Origin of the sequence: Streptomyces sp. NPDC059355, assembly GCF_042752335.1 — a bacterium.
Taxonomy (GTDB): domain Bacteria; phylum Actinomycetota; class Actinomycetes; order Streptomycetales; family Streptomycetaceae; genus Streptomyces.
Map to the genome: position 1 here is coordinate 48,956 of NZ_JBHYXN010000033.1, position 17,514 is coordinate 66,469.

Annotated in this window: 16 protein-coding genes; 8 read left to right on the top strand and 8 right to left on the bottom strand. The window is 70.7% G+C overall.

Annotated features, from left to right (window positions below):
• Window positions 1-61: 61 nt before the first annotated feature.
• Window positions 62-1,432, top strand: coding sequence for an FAD-binding oxidoreductase (locus tag ACFXGI_RS27165; protein ID WP_384711796.1), 1,371 nt, complete (start codon window positions 62-64; stop codon window positions 1,430-1,432).
• Window positions 1,433-1,447: 15 nt separating this feature from the next.
• On the opposite strand, the gene ACFXGI_RS27170 is transcribed toward ACFXGI_RS27165, so the two are convergent.
• On the bottom strand, window positions 1,448-2,737 hold the full coding sequence (locus ACFXGI_RS27170) for a tannase/feruloyl esterase family alpha/beta hydrolase (protein WP_384711798.1): 1,290 nt from the start codon (window positions 2,735-2,737) through the stop codon (window positions 1,448-1,450).
• A gap of 211 nt (window positions 2,738-2,948) precedes the next feature.
• Here ACFXGI_RS27170 and ACFXGI_RS27175 point away from each other — a divergent pair, with 211 nt between their 5' ends.
• Together ACFXGI_RS27175 and ACFXGI_RS27180 are read left to right on the top strand one after the other, a co-directional pair.
• Entirely contained in the window at window positions 2,949-4,034 is a 1,086-nt protein-coding gene (locus ACFXGI_RS27175) for a sensor histidine kinase (RefSeq protein WP_384711801.1), read from the top strand.
• Complete coding sequence (locus ACFXGI_RS27180) at window positions 4,028-4,672, top strand: response regulator (RefSeq protein ID WP_384711804.1); 645 nt, start codon at window positions 4,028-4,030, stop codon at window positions 4,670-4,672. The genes ACFXGI_RS27175 and ACFXGI_RS27180 overlap by 7 nt, the downstream gene beginning before the upstream one ends.
• Before the next feature lie 67 nt (window positions 4,673-4,739).
• Here ACFXGI_RS27180 and ACFXGI_RS27185 read toward each other — a convergent pair whose 3' ends face one another.
• Both ACFXGI_RS27185 and ACFXGI_RS27190 read right to left on the bottom strand, forming a co-directional pair.
• Window positions 4,740-5,075, bottom strand: coding sequence for a DUF6204 family protein (locus tag ACFXGI_RS27185; protein WP_384711807.1), 336 nt, complete (start codon window positions 5,073-5,075; stop codon window positions 4,740-4,742).
• Window positions 5,068-5,787, bottom strand: coding sequence for a TetR/AcrR family transcriptional regulator (locus ACFXGI_RS27190; protein ID WP_384711810.1), 720 nt, complete (start codon window positions 5,785-5,787; stop codon window positions 5,068-5,070). The genes ACFXGI_RS27185 and ACFXGI_RS27190 overlap by 8 nt, the downstream gene beginning before the upstream one ends.
• A gap of 107 nt (window positions 5,788-5,894) precedes the next feature.
• On the opposite strand from ACFXGI_RS27190, the gene ACFXGI_RS27195 reads away from it, so the two are divergent.
• Window positions 5,895-7,436, top strand: a complete 1,542-nt coding sequence (locus ACFXGI_RS27195; protein ID WP_384711813.1) for an MFS transporter — start codon at window positions 5,895-5,897, stop codon at window positions 7,434-7,436.
• A gap of 91 nt (window positions 7,437-7,527) precedes the next feature.
• On the opposite strand, the gene ACFXGI_RS27200 is transcribed toward ACFXGI_RS27195, so the two are convergent.
• Window positions 7,528-8,466 carry an alpha/beta fold hydrolase gene (locus ACFXGI_RS27200; RefSeq protein WP_384711816.1) on the bottom strand — a complete coding sequence of 313 codons (939 nt, stop codon included), beginning with the start codon at window positions 8,464-8,466 and terminating at the stop codon, window positions 7,528-7,530.
• 127 nt (window positions 8,467-8,593) lie between these two features.
• On the opposite strand from ACFXGI_RS27200, the gene ACFXGI_RS27205 reads away from it, so the two are divergent.
• The 3 genes from ACFXGI_RS27205 (at window position 8,594) to ACFXGI_RS27215 (ending at window position 11,468) form a co-directional block, all read left to right on the top strand.
• On the top strand, window positions 8,594-9,229 hold the full coding sequence (locus ACFXGI_RS27205; RefSeq protein WP_384711819.1) for a TetR/AcrR family transcriptional regulator: 636 nt from the start codon (window positions 8,594-8,596) through the stop codon (window positions 9,227-9,229).
• A gap of 177 nt (window positions 9,230-9,406) precedes the next feature.
• Complete coding sequence (locus tag ACFXGI_RS27210; RefSeq protein ID WP_384711821.1) at window positions 9,407-9,820, top strand: GNAT family N-acetyltransferase; 414 nt, start codon at window positions 9,407-9,409, stop codon at window positions 9,818-9,820.
• Window positions 9,821-10,199: 379 nt separating this feature from the next.
• Entirely contained in the window at window positions 10,200-11,468 is a 1,269-nt protein-coding gene (locus ACFXGI_RS27215; protein WP_384711824.1) for an ATP-binding protein, read from the top strand.
• 709 nt (window positions 11,469-12,177) lie between these two features.
• On the opposite strand, the gene ACFXGI_RS27220 is transcribed toward ACFXGI_RS27215, so the two are convergent.
• Window positions 12,178-13,722 (bottom strand): helix-turn-helix domain-containing protein, encoded by a 1,545-nt coding sequence (locus tag ACFXGI_RS27220; RefSeq protein WP_384711827.1) that lies wholly within the window; start codon window positions 13,720-13,722, stop codon window positions 12,178-12,180.
• Window positions 13,723-14,052: 330 nt separating this feature from the next.
• On the opposite strand from ACFXGI_RS27220, the gene ACFXGI_RS27225 reads away from it, so the two are divergent.
• Window positions 14,053-14,772 carry a DUF4232 domain-containing protein gene (locus ACFXGI_RS27225; protein ID WP_384711830.1) on the top strand — a complete coding sequence of 240 codons (720 nt, stop codon included), beginning with the start codon at window positions 14,053-14,055 and terminating at the stop codon, window positions 14,770-14,772.
• A 562-nt stretch (window positions 14,773-15,334) separates the two neighbouring features.
• Here the strand turns inward: ACFXGI_RS27225 and ACFXGI_RS27230 are convergent.
• The 3 genes from ACFXGI_RS27230 to ACFXGI_RS27240 all read right to left on the bottom strand — a co-directional run bounded on the left by ACFXGI_RS27230 (window position 15,335) and on the right by ACFXGI_RS27240 (window position 17,470).
• Window positions 15,335-15,793: a hypothetical protein gene (locus ACFXGI_RS27230; RefSeq protein WP_384711833.1), complete on the bottom strand. Its 459-nt coding sequence runs from the start codon at window positions 15,791-15,793 to the stop codon at window positions 15,335-15,337.
• 131 nt (window positions 15,794-15,924) lie between these two features.
• Window positions 15,925-16,614, bottom strand: a complete 690-nt coding sequence (locus tag ACFXGI_RS27235) for an HAD family hydrolase (protein ID WP_384711836.1) — start codon at window positions 16,612-16,614, stop codon at window positions 15,925-15,927.
• Entirely contained in the window at window positions 16,604-17,470 is an 867-nt protein-coding gene (locus ACFXGI_RS27240; protein ID WP_384711839.1) for a winged helix-turn-helix domain-containing protein, read from the bottom strand. Before ACFXGI_RS27240 ends, ACFXGI_RS27235 begins: the two co-directional genes overlap by 11 nt.
• Between the last annotated feature and the right edge of the window lie 44 nt (window positions 17,471-17,514).

Sequence of the window (17,514 nt, forward strand, 5' to 3'; positions counted from 1 at the left end):
AGGCGTCGCGCCCCCCTTTACGGCCGAGCCGGCGAGGGCAGAGGCACGAGGAGCGATCGCTATGGGCAAGCTCTCGATCGAGCAGTTGCGTGAAGGCGTCCGCGGGGCGGTCACCACCCCTGACGACGACGGCTACGACCAGGCGCGCACGGTCCACAACGCCATGATCGACAAGAGGCCGGCCGCCGTGGTGCACTGCGCCAACGCGGGCGACGTGATGGCCGCGGTCGGCTTCGCGCGGGAGAACGAGCTCGACCTGGCGGTGCGCGGTGGCGGCCACAGCGTGCCCGGCTTCGGCACCTGCGACGGCGGCGTCGTGGCCGATCTGTCGGGGATGCGCGGCGTGCGGGTCGATCCCGCGCGCCGGACGGCGCGTGCCGAAGGCGGCGCGACCTGGGGCGACTTCAACGCGGCGACGTACGCCTTCGGTCTGGCGACGACCGGGGGGATCATCTCGACCACGGGCGTCGGCGGGCTCACCCTGGGTGGGGGCATCGGCTATCTGGCCCGCGGACTCGGCCTGAGCTGCGACAACCTGATCTCCGCCGACGTGGTGACGGCGGACGGCGGGCTGCTCATCGCGAGCGAGGAGGAGAACGACGACCTCTTCTGGGCCCTTCGCGGAGGCGGCGGCAACTTCGGCGCGGTGACCTCGTTGGAGTTCCGGCTCAGCCCCGTCAAGGACATCTACGGGGGCCCGATCCTCTACGAACTGGAAGACGCCGCCACCGTACTGCGCTCCTTCGGCGAGTACATCGCCGATGCGCCGGAGGAGCTCGGCGGCTTCCCGGCCTTCCAGCTGGCCCCGCCGCTCCCGTTCATCCCCGAGGACCGGCACGGCGACCCCTTCATCCTGGTCGTGGCGTGCTGGGCGGGGCCGCTGGAGGAGGGCGAACGCGCCCTCCAGGCCTTCCACGACTTCGCGCCGGTGGTCGCCGAGCACGTCGGGCCCATGCCGTATCCCGCGCTCAACAGCGCCTTCGACGCGCTGGTACCGCCCGGCCTCCAGCACTACTGGAAGGCCAACTTCGTGACCGAGCTCAGCGACGCCGCGATCGCGGCGCACGTGAAGTACGGACCGCGGCTGCCGGCCGTGAACTCGACGGTCCACATCTACCCCATCAACGGTGCCTGCCACCGAGTCGCGCCGGAGGCGACGGCCTTCGCCTACCGGGACTGCTCGTTCGCCCCCGTCATCGCCGGCATGTGGCCCGACCCGTCCGCCAACGAGGCGAACATCGCGTGGGTGCGCGACTACTACGAGGCGACCGCCCCGCACGCGGAGGAAGGCGGATACATCAACTTCATGGCCGCCGACGACCAGGACAGGATCCGGGCCAACTACAAGGGCAACTACGACCGCCTCGTCGAGGTCAAGCGGAAGTACGACCCGGGCAACCTGTTCCACCTGAACCAGAACATCGCGCCCTAGAAGGTGCTTTGTGGATCAGGGGGCGGAGGTGGGGCCGGAGGTGGGGCGCGTCCAGCACTCGAGGTCGCTCAGGGCCTTGGTGAACGAGCCGAGCATCGGGCGCAGGTGTTCCTTGTCGAGCGGGACGAGGCCGTCGGTGTGTGCGCCGCCCGGCACCGTGATGTAGCGGTGCAGGCCGGCGCGTCCGGCGTCGGTGACCATGCGGTGGTAGGCGTCGCCGAAGGCGGCCGGCGGGGTGAGGGCGTCGAGGCTGCCCTGGATGCTGATGAGCGGGCGGCGGATGTTTCCGGTGAGCGAGACGCGCTCCACGGCCTCGTGCACCGCGCGCGGGCGGGACGCGAAGTCGTAGTCGGTGTCGCAGCCTGCTCCGGTGCCCGCGGGACAGAACGGGGTGCCCGCCTGGGCGGGTCCGTCGTAGTCGGGGTCGAGTTCCTCGCGGATCACCCGCTGGAGGAGGTCCCATTGCTTGTCGTAGTGCCAGCCCCACTGGGGCTCTGAGCCCTTGGGGTAGCCGGCGGCGAGGATGGCGGCCTGGGCGGTCCGGTCGCCCTTGTCATAGCGGGGGTAGGCGCGCAGGGCGGGCGGGAGGGTGGCGAGCAGGCCTCCGCCGGGAGTGAAGGTGAGGGCGTTCCAGTCGAGGCCGCCGGTGTAGAGGTCGGGCCGGTGTTCGAGTTGCCAGCGGACGAGGTAGCCGCCTGCGGAGAGGCCGGCGGCGTAGGTGAAGCGGGGGCTGCGGCCGTAGTGCCGGTCGGCCACCTGCTGGGCGGCGACGGTGAGTTCGGTGACCCTGTGGTGCCATTCCAGGATGGCGTCGCCGGGGCGCTCCCCGTCCTTGTAGATCTCGGGGCCGGTGTTCCCCTTGTCGGTGGCGGCGTAGGCGTACCCCTTCGCGAGGACCTGGTCGCTGATGATCCGGTCGTTGGCGTACTGCTTCCGCAGTCCCGGCGGTCCCGCGACGACGAGCCCGCCGTTCCAGTGGTCGGGCAGCCGGATGACGAACTGACTGTCGTGGTTCCAGTGGTGGTCGGTGTTGGTGGTGGAGGTGTCGGGGAAGTAGCCGTCGATCTGGACGCCGGGGACGCCCGACGGGGTCGTGGTCCCGGGAGCCTCCAGGCCCGCCCAGTCGTCCGGGTCCGTGTGCCCGGTGACCTTGGTACCCGTGGTGGTCAGATCCGCGAGGCGGGCGGAGACGGTGTACTCGGCGCCGGGGACCCTTGTATCGGCGGGGCCGGTCCGGGCGGCCGCCGGGGCTGTCAGGACGGTTGCCATCAGCAGGGGTGCGATGGCGAGGGAGCGCAGGTGCATGAGTCCTCATCTCGTGCGGTGGTGACGCCGAGAAATCTAGGAACCGCAGGTCATGAGGGGTAAGTGCACGGCGACAGGGGTGTGCGGGGCCGGAGGGCACATGACCTTCGGCCACACTCCGCACCCCGCCGCCCGCATGGTGCGGACGGGCCCGTACGCCTGCGTACGCTGCGGGGACCGTGCGTGCGCACGGGATTTCCGAGGAGGTCCGATGCCGCGTCCCGTGCCCTGGATACCCGCCGTCCTGTACGGGGCGGTGCTCGCGGGGGGCCTCTACTACGCCGCGATCGGTCCCGGCTTCGACGCCCGCACGGCCGGGTTCGCGGCGCTGCTGTGCGCGATGGCCGCCCTCGACGGGAGGGCGTGGCGGATCCCCGAGGGCGCCGTGTTCGCCCTCAGGGCCGTGCTGCTCGCCGCGGTGGCCGCCCTCGACACCTCGGGGCTCTCGCGGGTGCTGTTCGTGCTGGTGCCGTTCCTGGGGTTCTTCGCGTTCGGGCCTGCCGCGGCCGTGTGGCTCGGTGCGGGCTGCGTGGTCCTGCTGGCGGGCGCGTTCACGCTGTGGGTGCCGGGCTGGGAGGTGCGCGCCGAGTACATCTCCGACCTGCTGATGTTCGCCCTGGGCGTCGTACTGGCGCTGGCCACGGCGGCGGTCGCCGTACGGGAGCGGCAGGCGCGCGGACGTCTGGAGGACACCCTCGCGCAGGTGGCGCAACTGTCGGCGGCGCGTGAGCGCAACCGGCTGGCCCGTGAGATCCACGACAGCCTCGGGCACCATCTGACCGCGATCGGCATCCAGTTGGAGAAGGCCGAGGCGTTCGCCGCGCTCGATCCGTCCGCCTCCGCGCAGGCCGTCTCACATGCCCGCTGGTCCGCGAACCGGGCCCTGGACGAGGTACGGGCCTCTGTGCGCACGCTGGGCCCCGAGGAGGAGTCGGAGCCGGTGGGCCTCGCCCGGACGCTGGCCGATCTCGTCCACCACCTGGACGGCGGCGCCCGCCGGATCTCGCTGGAAGTGTCGGGAGTTGAGCGGCGTCCGCTGCTGGTGCTGTACCGGGCGGCGCAGGAGGGCCTCACCAACGCCTGCCGGCATTCGGGGGCGACCGAGATCGGAGTGAGGGTCCGCTACGACGATCACGGCGCGAGCCTGTGCGTCACGGACAACGGCTGCGGTCTGGGCGGAGCCGGGGAGGGCTTCGGCCTGGCCGGGCTGCGGGAACGGGTCCGCCTGGCCGACGGGACGGTGGAGCTGTCCAGTTCGGACCGGGGCACCGCGCTCACCGTGGGGGTGCCGTGGTGAGCGGGCCCGTGGCGCAGGAGGGGGAGGCCGTACGCGTCCTCGTCGTGGACGACCAGGACCTCGTCCGCGAGGGCATCGCCGCACTGCTCGGCATCCAGCCCGGCATCGAGGTGGTGGGCAGCGCGCGGGACGGCGCCGAGGCCGTGGAGGCGGCCCAGGAGTGCCATCCCGACGTGGTGCTGATGGACGTCCGGATGCCCGGCACGGACGGGGTGGCCGCCACGGAACTGCTGCGGCGGCGGTTGCCCGGCTGCCGGATCGTGATGCTGACGACCTTCAACGACGACGAGTACGTGGGCCGGGCGCTGAGGGCGGGGGCGGTCGGCTACCTGCTGAAGAACCTGCCCGCGGCGGAACTCGCCCAGGCGGTCCGTCTGGCGCACGCGGGTGTCGCCCAGTTCGATCAGACCGTCATCGCCGCGCTGGCCGCCGGCGCACCCGCTCCCGACCTGCTGACGCCCCGGGAGACGGAGGTGCTCCGGCTCATCTCCGCGGGCGCCACGAACAGGGAGATCGCCGCCCGGCTCTACCTGAGCGAGGGCACCGTCAAGAACCACATCTCCCGCGTGCTGAGCCGGCTGGGCCTGCGCGACCGGACCCAGGCGGCGCTGTACGCCCGGGACAACGGGCTGATCTGACCCCCGGGGGCGTACCCGCCGTGGCTGACCCCCGCCGGGTCAGCCACAGCGGGTCAGCCACAGCGGGTCAGCCCCGGCGGGGCCGCCGGATCTTCATGTCGTCCACGCTGGTGACCTGGGCGCGCAACACGCCGTGGCCGATGCCGCGTTCGGCGAGCGCCGAGGCCGCCCGGTCGCAGCCGGCACCGCCTGCCGCCTCGTCGTCGAGGTCGGCCGCCTGGCGGACCACGCAGCGGAAGGAGAAGGCGCGCAGCTCCCGGTCGTAGATGAGGGTGCCGACGTCGGTGAACGCGGCCCTGAGGATGTCGTGTTCGTCGGCGGCGGCGAGAAGACCTGCGCGCAGGGCGTCGTCGAGGTCGGCGAACACGCCGCGGACGATGACTCGGTAGGTGCGCTCACTCATCGGGCGTTCCTTCCTTCCGTACGTCGGAGCCCTGCTCCAGCAGGGTGGACAGCCCGTCCAGGAGGCGCTCGAGGGCGAAGGAGAAGCGCTCCTCCATGGAGGGGTCGGTCAGGGCGCCGGCGAGCGCGACCAGGTGGGGGAAGGTCTCCTGCGGCAGTCGGCGCAGCTGCTCCCCCGCAGCCGTGGCGACCTCCCGGCGGCCGGCGCCCATGGCCTCGGAAGCCGAGAGGGGCCCCTGCTCCTGGAGCACGAAGCCCTGGACGAACGCGCCGAGCGCGTAGTTGACCATGGCGGCGTCGGCGTCGGAGAACCCGGCCTCCCGCAGGCGGCCGAGCTGGTCCTCCATCAGGCGCAGCAGGTGGGGGCCCGGGACCAGCCGGCCCGCGACGACCTTGGCGGCGTCGCGCTTGCCGAGCAGATGGCGGCGGTAGCGCACGCAGTACTCGCGCAACTGCTCTCGCCAGCCGCCCTCCCGGGGCGGCGCCTCGGCGTCGGCCATGAGCTCGTCGGTGAGCAGGTCGAGCAGTTCCTCCTTGTTGCGCACGTGCCAGTACAGCGAGGCCGCCTTCACTCCCAGCTCGGCGGCGACCTTGCGCATCGACAGGCCGTTGACGCCCTCTTGCTCCAGCACCCGCAGGGCGGCCCGGACGAGCGCCTGCCGGGTCAGCCCCGGCTGTGACGGGGCGTCGTCGCTCTTGCTCTCCACGGCCATCGGCCACCTCCGTACGCGGGTCCCGCAGGGAATCCCGCTTGCCAACTAACACTGTTAGGGGCAGTCTAAGCGCACCGACCCGTCGACTAACACTGTTAGGGAGTGTGATGACGAAGCCGCCCGCCCGACACAAAGGGCTCGTGCTCGCCACGCTGTGCGCCACGATGTTCATGGCGATGCTCGACAACGTCATCGTCAACAACGCCCTGCCCCGCATCGGACAGCAGCTGCACTCCGGCGTCAGCGGACTCCAGTGGGTGGTCGAGGGCTACAGCCTCGTCTACGCGGCCCTGCTGCTCACCGGAGGCACCCTCGGCGACCGGTACGGCCGCAGGCGGATCTTCCTCACCGGCCTGGCCGTCTTCACCGCGGGCTCGGCGGCCGCGGCGCTGTCCGGTACGACCGGCACGCTGATCGCCGCCCGGATGTTCCAGGGCCTCGGCGCGGCACTCCTCACACCGGGCAGTCTGTCCATCCTGCGCCACGTCTTCACGGACGAGAAGGAGCGGGCCAGGGCCGTCGGCCTCTGGTCCGGCGTTTCCGCACTGGGCCTGGCCGTCGGCCCGGTCCTGGGCGGGCCGATCGTGGACGCCTTCGGCTGGGCCGCCGTCTTCTGGATCAACGTTCCCATCGGGGTGGCGGGCCTGCTGCTCGCGGCCCGGGTGCTCCCCGAGTTCGCGGCCCGAGCCAAGCGCCTGGACCTTCCGGGCCAGGCGCTCTCCGCGCTGGGATTCGGTGCGCTGGTGTACGCGCTCATCGAGGGGCCCAGCCGGGGCTGGACGGACACCCGGGTGCTCACGCTCGCCGCCGTCGCGACGCTGGTCCTGCCCGCGTTCGTCGTCGTCGAGGCCCGCAGCGCCGACCCCATGCTCGACCTGCGCCTCTTCCGGGACCGGGTGCTCAGCGGCGCCGCGGTGAGCGGGTTCATGATCAGCTTCGGCATGTTCGGAGCCGCCTTCTTCCTGCCCCTCCTCATGCAGGACGTGATGGGCTGGTCCCCGTCGGACGCCGGCCTGGCGGGCCTGCCGATGACCGCGATGATCGTCGTCGCCGCGCCGCTGTCGAGCGCGCTCACCTCACGCCTCGGCCCCCGCCTCCCGCTGGTCACCGGCCTGGCCCTGTGCGCCACGGCCCTCGGCGCCCTTTCGCTCTACGGCGCACATGCCCGCTACCCGCAGTACGTCTGGGTGCTGCTCACCATGGGTCTCGGCATGGGCATGACGTTCACCCCCGTGTCCATCACGGTCATGCAGCGCGTCGACCCGGCGCGGGCCGGCATGGCCTCCGCAACCCTCAACACCCTGCGCGAGATCGGGGGCGTCATCGGCGTCGCCGTCCTGGGAGCCGTACTCAGCAGCCGGCTCACCGCGACCCTGGCCGAAGCGCTGCACCGGCTCGGCGCCCCCGCCGAACTCGACCACCCCTTCCCAGGCGCCGCCCGGGACGGCGCCGCCGTCCTGCCCGTCCCGGTCCACGACGCCGTGAACGCCGCCTTCATCGACGCCCTGCACGTGGCGCTGCGCTGCGGCAGCGCCGCCCTGGCAGTCGCGGCGCTCGCCGTCGCACTGCTCCTGCGCCGCCCACGAGGCGTCACCTCGCCACCCACCGACACCCGCCCGGCCCCACATCCGCAGGCGGCACATCGATAGGAACCGGAACTCCCCGCACACCGCGCCGACACCGTCACCACCGCCTACGGCTCCGCTTCTACCACCTGCGCCGTTTCTCCCTGCCGTAGCCCTATGCGTCGACCGCAGCAGGGTCGAGGGAGTCGACGTCCTCCATGAAGGACAGCATCCGGGCGTTGACCACCTCCGGGTGGTCGATCTGCGGGCCGTGACCGGTCGCGGTGATGATCTCGGCGCGGGCTCCGGGGACGAGGCGCGGCACGCGTTCCAGCTGGCGCTTCGGGTGCACGAGCAGGCTGTGCTTGCCCATGATCACGTACAGCGGGGTCCGGATGGACCGCAGCGCGTCCTCGCCCAGGGGCAGGGGCGCGGGGCGGCGGATCCGGTACGCGCGGGCGCCCAGCTGGATCCACTTGCGCATCTCGGGGATGGCGAGGACCGGCTGGTCCAGCCACTTGGCGAGCCGGGGGCGCAGCGCCTTCGGGGCGAAGGTGGCGAACAGGCTCACGAAGATCCAGACGAAGAATCGCAGGCCGACCTTCTCCAGGCCGCCGGGGTCGAGGGCGGTGACGGAGGCGAGCCGTCCGGGCCGCCGGTGCGCCTGGTTGAGGACGAGCCAGCCGCCGTAGGAGGAGCCGACGAGGTGCACCCGGTCGAGGCCGAGCGCGTCGAGGGCCTCGTCCATCCACTGCGCGGCGCGCTCGGGCTGCCACATGGGCTCGCGGTGGACACTGCGGTTCGCGTCGCCCGGGGTGTCGAGGGCGTAGACGGGGCGGTCGAGGCTGAGCCCGGGGGTGTTGGGGAACCACATGGCGGAGGAGTAGGCCGCGCCGTGGATCAGGACGATCGGCGTCCGGGACTCGGCGGCGGGATCCGCGGGCCCGTACCGGTAGACGTGCGTGGTGCCGAAGCTCGTCTCCACGTCCGTCTCGGAGCGGACGGGCGCCCCCATCGCGCGGAGCACGTCCTCGGCGGCGAAGTAGCGGTCGCGCAAAGTGTCGTTGACGTAGCGGCCCACATCGCGGCGTACGCGGGCGGTGTTCTCGGGCACGGCGGCACCTCCTGTGAAGATCCGTTCTTCGTGGTACGACCGTACCATCAATGTGGTACATCGGTATCATGAAAGGGTTCGGGTAGCGGAGTGCGAACCCACCATCGACAGGCGGAGACACGGGAACATGCCGAAGCGGGTGGATCACGAGGAGCGGCGCGCCCAGATCGCCGAAGCGCTCATCCAGGTCGCGGGGCGGCGCGGGCTGCACGCCGTCGGCATGCGCGACGTGGCCGCGGAGGCGGGCGTCTCGCTCCGGCTCGTGCAGTACTACTTCGAGACCAAGGAGAAGCTGCTCTTCTACGGCCTCCGGCACCTGACCGACCGCTTCACCGCGAGGGTGGGCGCCCGACTGGCCGCCGCGGGCCCGGACCCGGGCCCGCGCGCCACGGTGGAGGCATTGCTGCTGGCCTCGCTGCCGACCGACGAGGAGAGTCGCACGTTCCACCTGCTGTACAGCTCGTACGCGATCCTGTCGGTGACCGACGAGGCGCTCGCCGCCCAGCCCTTCATCGACAACCCCGACGCCGCGGAGCACGCCCTGACCGGACTCCTGGAACAGGCGCAGGCGTCAGGCGTGGCCGACCCGGACATCGACGCGCGCACGGAGGCGATCAGCCTGCTCGCGATGGCGGCGACCATGGGCACCAGCATCCTCGTGGGCCAGCGGAGTCCGGAGTCGGCGATCGCGGTGCTCCGTCACCACCTGGACCGGATCTTCACGACTGCCGAGACGTCCGAGGGGGGAGCGGGATCGACCTGATGCGTCGCGAAGCACCGGCATGCGGCGCCGGATATGGTGTTGATCTTGGCCGGCCGCGGCGGAAGCGGAGTCGGGCGGGGGCCGAGCCGGGGGTGAGCCGGGGGTGAGCAACGGCACTGCCGCATGGGAGGTTTCGGCGTGTTCGTAAGTGAAGAGGATGCATTCGATCCGGGTGAAATGCTGAGCCTCTACGACTCGGTCGGGTGGGAGGGCTACACCCGCGACGTCGAGAGGCTGTGCCGGGGCCTGGCGAACTCCCACTTGGTCATCACGGCACGAGACGCTTCGGGAACACTCCTTGGTCTGGCCCGGACGATCTCCGACGACGAACACATCTGCTACGTCCAGGATGTGGTGGTCAACCCCGCGTATCACCGGCAGGGCGTCGGCCGGTCCCTCGTCGAGCACCTCATGCGGCGGTATTCGCACTGCCGCTTCTTCCTCCTCTCCACGGACCACGAGTCGTCACCGGAGGGCAAGCGCAACCACGCGTTCTACCGAAGCCTGGGTTTCCTGTCCTACGAGGAGAAGGAGATGGCCGGCTTCGGGCTGCCCAGGAACCGCCCCGACCTGCGCAGTACGGCGTCCTGACCGGATCCGACACGGATCCCCCGCCCCCCACGCCCGCGGAGCAGCAACTGCGTTCCAGACGGATTATGACGCGGTGCGCGCGGATCGGCATCGGCGCGGGATGTCCCGCATTGACCCACTTGAGGCACCCCGTGTCCGTGTCCAGGCACATCATCTGGGCGGTTACGGAGCGGTCCGGGTCCCCGCGCCCTCCGACGGTCGTCCTGTTGCCTCCAACCGGGCGGCGGGCCGGCGTCCGGGCTCTACGGGCTGTAGGGGCTGTACGGGCGGCGTGGCCTTCAGGATGCTCCCCGCCGACCGGGCACCCACACGGCTTCCGTGCGCGCCCCGGCTCACATCGGCCGATGATGGGAGTACGGCCGAGCACACGGAGCTGACCATGACCGGTTGGCGTGTCAGGGACTACACCCCGGACGATCTCGAAGCGGTGATCCGGGTCGACGCGGAGAGCGGCACGACGGAAGAATCACCGCTCTTTCCGCTCTCGGACGCCGTGGCGGCCCTCCTGGCCCTCCACCCGGCGGTGGTGGCCACGGCCGACGAGGTGGTGGTCGGCGCCGCGGTGAGCAGGGTGGAGGGCGACCGGTCGTGGATCCTGCGCATCTGCATGGCGCCCGCCTGGCGGCACCGGGGGCTGGGCAGCGACCTGATCACGGCACTGGAGCACCGGCTGTTCGCCGGTGGAGTCCGAACGGTGCACGCGGTCCTGCCCGAGGGCGAAACCGGCGCAACCGCCCTGCACAACTGCGGCTTCGACGCCCGTCCGGGTCTGGTCTTCTTCGAGAAGCGCGGGCGGGTGACCCCGCAGGCGGTCGGCATGCTCGCGTCGCTGGGAGCGGAGCTGCCGCCCGGGGGACTGTGGCAGAAGGTCGCGGGCATGCAGCGGGAGAAGGAGCTCATCGAGCGGCGCCTGGTCCTGCCGCTGGCCCGTCCCGAAATGGCCGCCCAGCACGGAGTGGAGCTGCCGCGGGCGGTGATGCTGTTCGGTCCGCCGGGGACGGGCAAGAGCACGTTCGCGCACGCGATCGCCAGCCGTCTGGGGTGGCCGTTCCTCGAACTGTTCCCCGCCCGGCTGGCCGCCGAGTACGGGCTGGCCAGCGGGCTGAACCGACGCTTCGACGAGATCGCCCGGCTCGATCACGTCCTGGTCTTCATCGACGAGGTCGAGGAGATCGCGGGGACCCGGAGCGGCGCGGACGCGACCGCGGTCGGTGTCGTCAACGAACTGCTCAAGGCGATCGTCCGGTTCCGTGGCCAGGACGGGCGGCTGCTCGTCTGCGCCACGAACGACGTGACCACCCTCGACCCCGCGTTCCTGCGGCACGGCCGTTTCGACTACGTGCTGCCGATCGGCCCGCCCGACGACCGCGCGAGGGCCGCGCTGTGGGAGAGCTACCTGACCCGAGCGGGAGCGGAGGCCGACAGTACGGCGCTGGCGTCCGCCAGCGAGGGGTTCACTCCTGCCGACATCGCCCATGTGGCGCGCACCGTCTCGCAGATCCAGTTCGAGCGCACCATCGACACCGGAACCCGGGCCCGCCCCACCACCGATGACTACCTGGGCACCATCGGCGAGACCAGGCCCACGGTCAGCGCGGGCATGGCCCAGGAATTCGCCCACCAGACAGAGGAGTTCGCCCGCATCTAGACCGCCCCTTCCTCATCTGTTGCGCCTGCGGCGCTCTGCGGGCGGGCGGGCGACGGGTCGCCGGAGCTCTCCTGTTGACCGCTACTCACCGCCGCTACCGGCACGTTGTGGCACGGCCACCGAGCCGGCACGCCCCGTGCCCGGCGCGAGGCGGGCGTCACCGCCGGCTCCGGTCTTCGTTGAGGATGTCGCGAGAAGGGCAGGGTCACATGGAAAGCGTCGAGCTCGAACGCGAGCGGATCACCGCACGCCGACTCGAGCTGCTCACCGAGCTCGAGGACATTGATCGTGCTCTCGCGAGACTTGATTGCGCCGTCATCGTCTCCCGCTGGTGGACGGCGCCCAGCGGCCCCGGGAAACGGGGCACCGCATACCACCGCGACGACCCCGCGAATCCGTACCGAAGGTGCCTGCCCGGAACCCCCCATCGGACTTCCCTGTACGAGGCCCGGCTGGCGGGAATGAAGCCCTGCCGGACTTGCTACTCGTGACCACAGCCTCACCGCCGCCCGAAGTCGGCGAGGCCACGATGATTCCGGTGCGCGGCCCAGGGCTGCGGGAGGCCGGTGCACCCTGCGGAGAGGGGCAACGGTGTCGACGGACCGACGGCCGATGGATCTTGCTGCATACGGGGAGCGCACACGGAGCGGTCCGTGCTTCGTCTGTGCCTTCCTCACCGGGAACCCGGGCTATTCGCACGATGGGGCTTTCATTCTGTGTACGGCAGCCAGGCGTTGTTGTTCGCGTTGTACCAGTAGCTGTGGCCGGCGTTCAGGGCGACCGTGCGGAACGGGCGGCCGTGGTCGTCGATCCGGGTGGTGCCCTGGCGGTCGCCACTGCTCCAGGCCAGCTCCAGGTACCAGCTGACGTCCTGACCGAGTGTGGCGGCGTCGATGTTCAGCACTTGGGGGTCGGTGGCGGAGACCTTGTACGGGAAGTCGGTCGAGGCCGTCGGTCGCTCGCCCTCCTTGCCAGGTACCGGCCTGGCCCTCGGGGAGGCGTCGTCCAGGTCCACGGCGAAGGACGCCGGCACCAGCGCGCCGCCGCAACCGGCGCCCATGGTGTACGCGTTCCAGCCGGGAGCCTTGCGGCCGCTCACGACATGGACGTACAGCGCGTGCAGGACCGCGGGCTTGCCCTCGGTGCCCTGGACGGTCAGCTGCATGCGCAGGTGCCCCGCCGGGGCGGCGTCCAGGGCCCGGGCCCACCCTTCGGTCGCCTGCCCGGCAGGGGGCGGTGGGACGGTGCCGGGTGCCTTGTCCAGGGCGAACCACTGGTCGCAGGGGCTGTCCCAGTTGTCGGGCAGGACGTTGACGGTGAACGGGGCGGTGGGGGAGGTTCCCTCCTTGGCGGTGGCCGGCGAGGCGGACGTGGACGTTGTCGAGGGGGACGACGGTCCGGGGCTGGACGGGGGTGCGGAATCGGCTGTGGCCGTGGGTGACGACGACCCGCCGGACGGCAAGGCCGGGCCCGCCTCCGCCCGCTCGCGCGAGGACGGTTGGACGGCGCCGTGGCGCGTGTCCCCGTGACCCGTGTCTCCCATGGCGGAGACGGCGGCGGCGGTCCCCGCCACCGCGGCGGTGGCCAGGGCGGCCGCAACGGCGAGCAGTAGCCGAGGACGCCGGGCCCGCGGTACGGAGGCCCGGGCGGGGCCCGGCTGGACAAGGGCGGCGTGGGCGTGTGCGGGTGCCTCCGGTGCCGGTGCCGGTGCCGGTGCCGGTGCCGGTGCCGGTGCAGGGGCGGGGGCCTCCGCCGGTGCCGGCGCGGGAGCGGAGGTAGGCGCCGGGGCGGGTGCTTCCGCAGCGGCAGTCCCGGGCGCCGGGGCGGGCCCGGCTGCGGACGCCGGAGCCGGTGCGGGGTCGGTCTCCGCCCGCGGCCGGACCTCCGAAGCCTCCCTGGCCACCACCACCGCCGATGCAGGCGGCACCTCCGGCGCGGCGTCACCGCCCCGCGGCACCGCGGAGTTCGCCGCCCCCGGCGCCGAGGCCTGCCCCTCCGTCACCCCCCGCCGCCGCTCCACCAGCGCCAGCAGCCACTGCCGGTGCAGCGCGAGCAGTTCGTCGGCCGAGGCACCGCAGACTCGGGCGAACCGCTCCACCGGGGCGTAGTCCGTGGGCACCGCCGCGCCGCTGCAATAGCGGTGCAGCGTCGAGTTGCTGGAGTGCAGACGCTTCGCGAGCGTGCCGTAGCTGCGCCCCGAGCGCTCTTTGAATCCGCGCATCAGCGCCGCGAACCGCTCGGTCTCCGTGGCCATTCCACCCTCCCCCTTGTCCCGGAAGCACGTTCCAGGCTCACCCGATCGCCCAGGTGAGAGGGGTCGGGAGCGTTCCAGGGTTTCTACTATCCCGGTCCAGACGCCACTGGGACAAAACCCGCCCCACAGTTGCGTCATCAGCCCGTCGGTCCGCCGATCGGATCGGCGGGCGGATTAGGCGGTCGCAACGGGAGGGCCCCCACCCGCCCCACCGACCGCCCTCGGCCGCCTGCGTCAGCAGCCGACCGGAACAGCAGCCTCACCCAACGTCTCGTCAGGCGGGAAGCGCAAGCCTCCGTCTGACGACCGCACCGACACGGAGAGTTCCCCATGCGCACCTACCGACTCCGCACCGCTGCCCTGGCCACCGCCACCGCCGGCCTCGCTCTGGCCCTGACCGCCTGCGGCGGATCGGACAGCGCCGGCGGGCCGACCGCGAACCCCGCCGCGACCAAGAGCGCGGACAAGCCGGTCTCGAGCGGGACCGTGACGTCGTCCGGGGAGGGCGCCTCCGCCGCCCCGTCCGCAGGCAAGGTCACCGGAACCGGCACGGTCACCGTCACCCCGGCGAGGGCCGGTTCGGGCGGCAAGGGCACGGGGGACACCACCGGTGACTCCTATGCCTACACCCACCCCTGCTCGGCACGCGACCTGACCGTCAAGGTCACTTCCCCGAAGGGCACTCCGGCCACCGTCCGCGTCATCACCGTGACCAACAACGGTTCCACCTCCTGCGGTCTGGACTACTTCCCCACCGTCGCCTTCAGCGCCAAGGGCGCCCCGCTCGGTCTCCAGGCCACTGCCCCCGGCGGACTGGGCGGAGCCCCGGCGTACCCGGTGCACCCCGGCGCCACCGCGTATGCGGCCGTGGACCTCAACCCGTCGGGTGGCAACGGCCCCGTGGCCGACGAGGTCAACGTCCTGGCCGACAAGGAGCACATGCCGAACGCGGACGGCGTCAGCCTCCCGCTGGCCAAGCCGGGCAGCGTCGCCAACCCGAAGGTCGGCCTGTACCGCACCAACACCCGCGACGCGCTGAGCGCCTTCTGAACGGAGTTCCGGGGGGCCGCGGCCGCGGCCGTCCCACGGGGTGCGTCGCCCGGCGGGCTCAACTGTCCTGGGCAACTGCCTCGCCGTACCCAGGGCAGTCCGAGACGAGCTCAAGGCCCTCAGGGGAAGAAGGCTCGGAAGAAGGTTCCAATCTGGAACGGCAGCAGGAAGTTGCAGCGGGGATCGATGCGCGAGTGCGCTTCATGAGGGCCAAGGCTTCCGGGTCCGCATCTGGCACGGATCTGGCACGGGGCCATTAGAAAGGTCTAGGCAACGCGAAAGCCCCAGGTCGCTGACCTGGGGCTTTGCTATGGAGCGGATGACGGGAATCGAACCCGCGCTATAAGCTTGGGAATCCCCGACCCATGTTTGCTGACCATGCCACTGAGCTGGGCGTTAGCAGCGGCAGATCCTTCGGGTGATGCCGCGAGATTGACCGCCGTGTACCGCGGATGCCCGCCCCAAGTGGTGCGCAAGTGGTGCGGTGAGAAACCAACCTCTACCAGTGTCATCAGCTAGATCGGTCTCGCAGTCAGCTGTAGACGCGGCCGGGGGTGCAGCGTCACGAGTGGCCAGTTGCGCGTCGTTCCAAGTCGTTCAGGCGGGTGAGCGCTTCTTCGATTGACTTGAGCCCCATGTTGCAGGAGTCGACCTGCCTTTGGAATCGCTGCTGGTCCTCTGCCTCCTGAGCCCGCTCCTGGAGGGCTTCTGCCTGATCGCTCGACCCGATGTACATCCTGGTTGGCGGAGCAGCGGCGAACGCATCGTCTCCTGAAGCTGCGACGTGGCGCATCGCGGTCCTCAACTTGACGTCGCCGCGCCGTTCGGCGAGATCGCGAACGGTTCGGAACGCTTCCCGCCGCTCCTTCTCCAGGAACCACTCTGCGGTGCACCCACCACGGGACGTAACCTCCTCAAAAAGGACTCGGGTCGTGGCTAGTGCTTCTCTAGCGGCGGTGCCATCAGGGCCCAGGGCCAATCGTTTTCGACGCATCCACCACGAGCGCCCGAACGAGAGCATCGTCGCAATGAACGCGAGCCACCCAGGGACGAACTTCGGCCAATCGGCCCACCAATTAGAGGTCACACGGAACCGTGACTCACTACTCGCGCGTACTCAAGAGCTCGTTCTCTTCCAGCGCCAAGACGGGCTTACAAGGGAGTCAGCGCGTCGGCCACCGCGCTCATCTTGGCGATGATCACATCCGCGCCCGCATCGCTCAAGGCGCGCGCCTTGCCGACCTTGTTGGCAAAGCCGATAGAGGAGCCTCCGATGGCCTTCGTGGCTTCCACGTCCGTCACTGAATCGCCAATGAGGGTGCAGTGGTGGGGGTGTGTTTGCAGCTGGCTGGCGGCCAACAGCAATGAGTGGGGGTCGGGCTTCATTGCGTCCGGCCAGTACGGAGCGCGCCCCACGACCGCTTCCACGAGATGACGGAGTCGGTGCAATCTCAGGAAGGTGCGTACGCATGCACTTGAGTTGTTGCTGACGATGGCGACCTTGCGGCCCGAGGCGTGGGCTGCTTCGAGAGCGGCCACGGCTCCTGGGATGGGCGGTCCGGCCAGCTTGACGGCTGTCACTTCGGCCTTGGTCAGCTCCTCCTCGATCGCCCTCAGGGCGGATTCTCCACCCTGAGGGGAAAGGCGGAGGATCTCCATCGGGTCGTCGGTCTCGTGAGCCTTGCTGCCCAGACCCGTGTCGTACCTCGCCAGGGTCTCGGCGAGATGGCGCGCTACATCCGGGGCCGGGCTCCCCGCGAACACGTCGCAGATAGGCCCGTCAAAGTCGAACAGGACCGCTCGGGTCCCTCCGAGAATCTCCGCGAGGGTGCTACTTCCCATCCGGGTCAAAGTCCCTTCCGATGGTCTCCCAGACGCTGTCGAACCACATGCGCGCCTGATTCACCTGCTGGGCACCACTGGACGATTCACCCTCGTTCAGCGAGTAGTGGAACAGGGTGGCGTCGGCCCCCACCAGGTCGTAGATCTCTATGGCTTCGCCCTGGGTGACGACCTTGTTCGGCCGGATCGGGTAGTACCCGAAGAAGGCGTCTTCCTGGTTGATCACGTAGAGCTTGAAGAACTGCGTCCCGCTGTGCACGCGAACGCTGACCTTCGCTTCGTTGACCAGCCCGAGCACGCTGAGCTCATGCATCGTGTTGGCAATGCTTCGGGTGAAGCTGACCATCATGGCGTGCATGCGGGCGCGTAGACGCGGGTCGTCGGCGCCATCCTCGCGCCTGACAGGCGCCGCCTGGGGCACTGACATGTCTGGCACCAGGATGCGGATGTTGATGCTCGAAGGGGTCAGACGCCCGATACGGATCTTGTCGATCGGTTCCTGAAGTGCTCCGTGCAACGTTTCGCTGGAGAACCCTGCGAAGTCGATCGACACAGTCTGACTGGCGAAAGCCTGCTCCACGTACGGGCGGAGACCCGCCGGCCGTTCGGTGCGGTTCCGGACGTACACACCGCTGCCCTTGCGGGAGACGATCAGTCCCTCGTCCTCCAGTTCACGGAGGGCGCGTTGGATCGTGGCTCGGGCGAATCCGTACGCCTCTGTCAGTTCCTTCTGCGAGGGGATCTTGTCGCCAGGCCCGAGCTTCCGGGTCCGAATGGCTGCGCTGAGACTGCTCGCCACCTGCTCGTACGGCGGCCGGTCGTCGTCCGGGTCCAGGGGTTCAGGCGTGAACGTCATGCCGTCGATGCTACGACCTCTTCCGCCGATTAGGACAGCCAAGA

Coding starts and splice junctions, on each gene's coding strand:
- ACFXGI_RS27165 (WP_384711796.1), top strand. CDS start 62: ATGGGCAAGCTCTCGATCGAGCAGTTGCGTGAAGGCGTCCGCGGGGCG.
- ACFXGI_RS27170 (WP_384711798.1), bottom strand. CDS start 2,737: ATGCACCTGCGCTCCCTCGCCATCGCACCCCTGCTGATGGCAACCGTC.
- ACFXGI_RS27175 (WP_384711801.1), top strand. CDS start 2,949: ATGCCGCGTCCCGTGCCCTGGATACCCGCCGTCCTGTACGGGGCGGTG.
- ACFXGI_RS27185 (WP_384711807.1), bottom strand. CDS start 5,075: ATGAGTGAGCGCACCTACCGAGTCATCGTCCGCGGCGTGTTCGCCGAC.
- ACFXGI_RS27190 (WP_384711810.1), bottom strand. CDS start 5,787: ATGGCCGTGGAGAGCAAGAGCGACGACGCCCCGTCACAGCCGGGGCTG.
- ACFXGI_RS27195 (WP_384711813.1), top strand. CDS start 5,895: ATGACGAAGCCGCCCGCCCGACACAAAGGGCTCGTGCTCGCCACGCTG.
- ACFXGI_RS27205 (WP_384711819.1), top strand. CDS start 8,594: ATGCCGAAGCGGGTGGATCACGAGGAGCGGCGCGCCCAGATCGCCGAA.
- ACFXGI_RS27210 (WP_384711821.1), top strand. CDS start 9,407: ATGCTGAGCCTCTACGACTCGGTCGGGTGGGAGGGCTACACCCGCGAC.
- ACFXGI_RS27215 (WP_384711824.1), top strand. CDS start 10,200: ATGACCGGTTGGCGTGTCAGGGACTACACCCCGGACGATCTCGAAGCG.
- ACFXGI_RS27220 (WP_384711827.1), bottom strand. CDS start 13,722: ATGGCCACGGAGACCGAGCGGTTCGCGGCGCTGATGCGCGGATTCAAA.
- ACFXGI_RS27225 (WP_384711830.1), top strand. CDS start 14,053: ATGCGCACCTACCGACTCCGCACCGCTGCCCTGGCCACCGCCACCGCC.
- ACFXGI_RS27230 (WP_384711833.1), bottom strand. CDS start 15,793: ATGCTCTCGTTCGGGCGCTCGTGGTGGATGCGTCGAAAACGATTGGCC.
- ACFXGI_RS27235 (WP_384711836.1), bottom strand. CDS start 16,614: ATGGGAAGTAGCACCCTCGCGGAGATTCTCGGAGGGACCCGAGCGGTC.
- ACFXGI_RS27240 (WP_384711839.1), bottom strand. CDS start 17,470: ATGACGTTCACGCCTGAACCCCTGGACCCGGACGACGACCGGCCGCCG.